Origin of the sequence: Roseateles sp. (assembly GCF_039929605.1) — a bacterium.
Taxonomy (GTDB): Bacteria; Pseudomonadota; Gammaproteobacteria; order Burkholderiales; family Burkholderiaceae_C; genus Pelomonas.
In genome coordinates, this window is sequence record NZ_JBDSQX010000130.1 from 1 (window position 1) to 3541 (window position 3541).

General features: G+C 67.4%; 2 protein-coding genes and 1 pseudogene. All 3 read right to left on the reverse strand.

The features are described from left to right. A pseudogene (locus ABIS05_RS17815) lies at positions 1–436 on the reverse strand (xylose isomerase); the annotation flags it as partial. A gap of 24 nt (positions 437–460) precedes the next feature. Beyond that, positions 461–1909 (reverse strand): xylulokinase, encoded by a 1449-nt coding sequence (xylB, locus tag ABIS05_RS17820; protein ID WP_348011154.1) that lies wholly within the window; start codon positions 1907–1909, stop codon positions 461–463. Continuing rightward, positions 1909–3021, reverse strand: a complete 1113-nt coding sequence (locus ABIS05_RS17825; protein WP_348063301.1) for an ROK family protein — start codon at positions 3019–3021, stop codon at positions 1909–1911. Before ABIS05_RS17825 ends, xylB begins: the two co-directional genes overlap by 1 nt. Positions 3022–3541 lie beyond the last annotated feature (520 nt).

Here is a 3541-nt window from a genome sequence, read left to right on the forward strand (position 1 = left end):
TGAACAGGTTGGCCGTGCCCCACAGCAGCTTGAGCCCAGTGGCCTGCTGCTTCTCGCCGAGCAGGTCGACGATGCGCTTGAAGTTCTCCTGGCTCTCGCGCGGCGTGGCGCCCTCGGGGGCGACGTCGCGGTCATGGAAGCAGTAATACGGCGCACCGAGCTTGGCGAAGAACTCGAAGGCGGCGTCGGCCTTCAGCTTGGCGAGTTCCATCGGGCTGCCGCCCTGGAACCAAGGGCGCTCGAAGGTCGCGCCGCCGAACGGGTCCAGGCCGGTCCAGCAGAAGTTGTGCCAGTAGCAGGTGGCAAAGCGCAAGTGCTCGGCCATGGACTTGCCCAGCACGATGCGGTCCTTGTCGTAGTGCTTGAAGGCCAGGTCGCTCTGGCTGTCGGCGCCCTCGTAACGGATGGGCTGGATGTGGTTGAAGTAGCTGGTCATATCTGGTTCCAAAAGAAAGAGAAATCAGGCGCCGCGCAGGCGGCAGTAGAGGTCACGGAAACGGGCAAGACGCAAGGCGAGGCGCTCATGCCGCGCGGCATCGGCGAGGTAGCGGCTGGCGACGGCGGGACGAGTGCAGACCTGTTCGACGCTGCCTCCGGCGGCCAGCCAGCCCAGGCGCGCTGCACCCAGTGCGCCGCCGGCTTCGCTGCCGGCGTGCACGACGATTTCGACGTCGAGCACGTCGGCAATCAGCTGGGCCCAATAGGCGCTGCGCGAGCCGCCGCCGACCAGCGAGAGCTGACTGACCTGGGTGCCTGCAGCGCGCAGCGCGTCGAGGCTGTCCGCCAGGCCGAAGGCGACGCCTTCGAGCACGGCGTAGGTGCAGTCAGCGCGCGTGGTGTTGGCCTTGAGGCCGTGGAAGACGCCGGCCGCGAACGGGTCGTTATGCGGCGTGCGCTCGCCGGCCAGGTAGGGCAGGAAGAGGGGTGCGTCGGCGGCGCAGCCACGTGACGCGAGTTCGGCCAGCAAGGTGGCTTCATCGGCGCCGACCAGATTGCAGAACCACCTGAAGCAGCTCGCGGCCGACAGCATCACGCCCATCTGATGCCAGCGCTGCGGCAAGGCATGGCAGAAGGCGTGCACGGCCGAGGCCGGGTTGGGGCGGTAGCGGTCGTTGACGACGAAGAGCACGCCCGAGGTGCCGAGCGAAATGAAGCCGTCGCCCGGCTGTGTGGCGCCAATGCCGATGGCGCTGGCCGCGTTGTCACCCGCGCCGCCGGCGACGATCACATCCGCGCCCAGGCCCCAGGCGCGGGCCAGTTCGGGCTTGAGCACGCCGCTAGGCTCGGTGCTCTCGACGAGCCACGGCATCTGCGCCCGCGTCAGGCCGCAGGCGGCCAGCAGTTCGTCGGACCAGTCGCGGCGCGCCACGTCCAGCCACAAGGTGCCGGCCGCGTCAGACGGTTCGGAGACCTTGTCGCCGGTCAGTTGCAGGCGCAGCCAGTCTTTGGGCAGCAGCACGCTGGCGATCTGGGCGAATGTCTCGGGCTCGTGCTTTCTGACCCACAGCAGCTTGGGCGCCGTGAAACCAGGCATGGCCAGATTGCCGGCGATGGCGTGCAGGCCCGGGGCGGCGGCTTCCAGCTCGGCGCACTCGGCGTGGCTGCGGCCGTCGTTCCACAGGATGGCGGGGCGCAGCACTTCATCGTCATTGCCCAGCAGCACGGCGCCGTGCATCTGGCCCGACAGGCCGATGCTGCGCACGGCGGCGAACTCCATCGGGTGGGCGGCGCGGAGCTGCGAAACGGCAGCGCCCGTCGCACGCCACCAGTCGGTGGGGTTCTGCTCGGACCACAGCGGCTCGGGGCTGGCGAGCGTCAGCGGCGCGCCGGCTGTACCGACGATGCGGCCGGTGCTTTCAAGCAGCAGCAACTTGATTTCAGAGGTGCCGAGGTCGATACCGAGATACATCAAATGAATTCCTCACTGGTCTTTGTGTCTTGAAGGGTGGCGCCGCCATCCGTCAGTTGCAGGGCGGGGCGGGTCAGGCGGTATCGGGCCAGGGCGGCGCCGCCTATGGCAACGGCACTGGCGCCGAAGCGGGATGTGCGCACCGTGGGTGGCGCCAGGCTGGCGGCGCTGGCGTAGTCGTTCAAGGTGGTCAGCGCCGGTTTCAGGAAGGGCTCGCCCAACTCGACGACGGCGCCGCCCAGGACGATGCAGCCCGGGTCGTACGCGGTGGCCAGGTTCTGCAGCAGCATGCCCAGGTAACGGCCCGCCGAGCCGACGGCCGTCAGCGTCGCGGGGTCTGCCTCGGCGAGACGAGCGCGCACTTCCGACAGCGAGCCGTGCATGGCGGGCATGGCGATCAACGCTTCGGCGCAGCCATTGCGGCCGCATGAGCAGCGCGGGCCGTTCAGCTGCAACACCGTATGGCCCACCTCACCGGCGAAGCCCCGGCTGCCGGTCAACAGCCGTTCACCGACGATGACGCCGGCACCCAGGCCCTGGCTGATGGACACGTAGAGCAGGGGGTCGCTGGCCGGCGCGGGGTTGAACTCCATTTCGCCGACGGCGGCCACGGCCGCTTCGTTCTGAAGGAACAGAGGTACGGCGGCCAGCGCGGTGCCCCTCAGCTTCTCGGCCAGCAGCGCAGCGAACGGCACGTCGCGCCAGCCGAGGTTGGGTGCGAAGTGCAGCACGCCGCGCGCCTCGTCGACACCGCCGGGCAGGCCGATGCCGATACCCAGCACCTCCTGGCGGGCGTCCAGTCGCTGGCAGATCTTCAGCAGCGAGGCCGCCAGCAGGTGGATGCAGGCCTCGGCCGTTCGAGCGGAGCCGTAGTTGTCTTCAATGCAGGCTATGACATCGCCGGTCAGTGAAGTCGCAAGCACGCGGACGGACTCGATGCCGACCTCGGCGCCGATCAACAGCAGGCGGACCGGGTCGATGAAGAGGGGCGTGGGGCGCCGGCCCATGTCACCGGTCGCCACGATCTCGCGCTCGACGAGCCAGCCCTCGGCAATCAAGTCGCGCGCCAGCACTCCGACCGTCGACTTCGTCAGTCCGACGGCGCTCGCCAAGTCAGCCCGTGACGAGCCGGGGCTGGTGAAAAGCTGCCGCACCAAGGCCATGCGATTGATGCCCTTGAGCAGTTGTTGGCTTCCGACGGCTTCAGCCTGCAAACTGTTTTCTCCCCTGTTAGGCCTGATGTAACGGCAATTCTTTCCGCCTCTTGACGAGGTGCGTCCCACCCTGGGCGCTCGCTTATTCGGCCTGACCGGATTACATTTACGTTTTTTGGTAAGACCAATATTAGTTTGGACGATGCACCAAGTAAATAGGGGGAAGACACTTAGCGCCTCTCGTTTACACCAACGAAGATCGCGCAGCTCATTGCACGAGGAGCATGTTGCTGTCGGGCTCTCGAAGCCCAGCGGTACAGATTGAAGTGGCCGGCACCGCCGCCGGCCACACGGAGACAACAAGGAACCACCCCCATGAAGTTCACTGACGGACAGTGGATGCTTCAGCCGGGCGTCGCCGCGCACTACGCGGCCGAGGCCTACGCGATCGAAGTCCACGAAGACCGCCTCGTCGTGC